The following is a 2,405-nucleotide window of genomic DNA, read 5'->3' as shown; positions in this document are numbered from 1 at the left end:
TTGGCGGCGTGGCTGTGGGATCGGGCGATCACGCCACCGCCAGCGACGCTGAGGTTGGGTGATGGCCTTGATCTCGGTTTTATCCGTGGCATGCATCACTCGCTGCCGGGCGAAGCGGGTTGGCGCTGGACGACCGGTTGGGCGCAGGCGCGGGTGGCGGCCCCAGCGGGGGCGCAGTCGCTAACGTTGGAGCTGCGCAGCGGGCGGCCTGACGGTAGCGCAGTGCGAGTTTGGGTCTCGGTAGATGGAGGCGAACCGCAGCCGTTTACGATTGGCCCTGATTGGCAGACCATCGCGTTGTCATTGCCGCCGGTTATGCAGCCGCGCGTAGTCGTGGCGGCGGTGCGCTCCCCTACTTTCTGGCCGCGCCAATACGACCCGGCTAGTCCTGATGGTCGCCGGCTAGGGGTGCAGATACGGCAAGTCGCGGTGCGGTGAAGATACCGCCGATGACGCGGAGGAATCATGTTACCGCAGAGGGCGCGGGGGAATTATTTTTACCGCAGGGGACGCGGAGGACGTGGAGAGAGCAGAAATACCTCTGCGACCTCTGCGCTCTCTGCGGTAAAACACTCCTGCGACCTCCGCGGTAAAACTTGGTGACAAATGACGATGCAACGCGAAACGTGGTGGCTGATTGGCATCCTAGCACTAGCAGCGCTGATCCGGATCGGGTTGTGGCTGCAACCGCTTCATTTGCCGGCTAACGATGAAGTCGAGTATCTGACCGTCGCCCGCGACCTGTTAGCAGGACGGGGTTGGAGCTTCTACGAACGCTACCACTGGCTGCGCGCGCCGCTCTACCCGCTCTGGCTAGCCGGGTCGCTTTGGCTGGCTGGCGGTGACGTATGGCTAGCGGCGCTGCCGAATATCGCACTCAGCGTCTTGAATGTCTACCTGATCTACCGCCTCTCGCGGGCGATTGGCGATCAGGCCGGCCCGCTGGTTCACCGGTTGGCGACGCTGGCAGCGGCCATCCTGCTCACCCATGCCACCTTCGCCTCGCTCTACATGAGCGAAACCCTCTTCACCACCCTGTTTAGCGCCGCGCTCTGGCTCTTGCTGGCGTGGCGGCAACGCGGCGCGCGCTGGCCCGATTGGCGGATCGTCGCTGCTGGCGGGTTGTGGGGCCTTGCCCTCCTCACCCGCTCTATGCCGCTCTACTTTACCGTGGTGGTGGCCGGCTGGATTGCGGTCGTCGCCGCCAGTCATTGGCGCAACCTTATGCGCCGTCCCGCAACCCTACTGATCGGCGCGGTCTTTGCCGTCATCGCCATGGCCGTCGTCGCGCCGTGGACGATCCGCAACTGCCTGAGTTACCGTAGTTGCATTTTGATCGAGACCGGCCTCTCGTATAATTTGTGGGCTTTCAGCGAGCCACGCGAAGATATGGCGACCATCTTCCGCGTGCTCGAAAACATCCCCGACCCATCAGAACGGGCGGCCTACGCCATCGCGCGCGGGCTAGAGCGATTACGCGAAGACCCGGCGATTATGCTGCGCAAGTTGTGGCCGAACTGGATGGCAATCTGGCGGGTGAAGGCCATCCAAGACCGCTTTCTGCTCGAAGACTACCGGGCCGATCCGCCGCCGCTGCTCTTCCTCGCCGCGCTGATCTTCGACGATCTGCTTTACGGAGCGATCGCCGTGGGAGGCGTGGCGGCCTTAGTCTACGCTGCCGTGCGCGGGCGCGCGCCAGCGGTCTTGTTAGGATTGTGGCTAGCCTACTTTATCGCCGTATCGCTGGTCACGCACGGCGAAGGGCGCTACCGGCACTTCATCTTCTGCGCGCTGATTCCGTATGCGGCGCGGGCATGGCTGGCGCTGCCGGCATTGGCGCGCCGGCGCCACCGGCTGGCAATGGGGACGGCGCTCGCGGCAGCGGGTGCAGTCAGTCTCTCGGCACTGCTCGCCTACCACTGGGACTACGCCATCCAAGGTGGCGCGCGCAGCTTCTGGCGGCTGAGCGGCGATTTGGCCCGTGCCGCCGGCGATCTGCCGCAGGCCGCCACCTTCTACCAACAGGCGCTCGCGGCCCAACCAACCCCCGACGGCTATCTGACGCTGGGCCACACCTTGCGCGCGCAGGGAGACACCGCCGGCGCAATTGCCGCCTACCGGGCCGCCATCCGCAGCAACATACTCTATGCGCCGTCGTATGTCTATCTCGGTGATCTGCTGCGCGAAACCGGTGAACGTGACGAAGCGCGCCGCGTCTACCGTCCGCAATACGCTAGCGAACAGACCCTGCTCGATCTGGCATGGCGCGACACCGTACCGGTCGCGCAACCCGTGATTGAAGTCGGTGACGGGCTTGACTTCGGCTACCTGAGCGGCTTCTACCCCGCTGAAGAGCTGGCTGGCGCGCGCGCGCGCTGGACGGGGCCGGTGGCGCGGATCCGGGT

The 2,405-nt window shown here is 65.0% G+C and carries 1 protein-coding gene and 1 pseudogene; both read left to right on the top strand.

Translation table 11 applies throughout. The annotated features are described in order from the left end of the window. Window positions 1–438 (top strand): annotated as a pseudogene (locus U9R81_RS14170) (hypothetical protein); the annotation flags it as partial. A 168-nt stretch (window positions 439–606) separates the two neighbouring features. Beyond that, the coding region (locus tag U9R81_RS14165; protein WP_322496083.1) for a glycosyltransferase family 39 protein at window positions 607–2,405 on the top strand (1,799 nt) is incomplete at its 3' end.

Source organism: Chloroflexus sp., assembly GCF_034435895.1.
Classification (GTDB): Bacteria; Chloroflexota; Chloroflexia; order Chloroflexales; family Chloroflexaceae; genus Chloroflexus.
The sequence above is the reverse complement of the archived record's forward strand: the minus strand, read 5'-3'. Positions and strand labels throughout refer to the sequence as shown.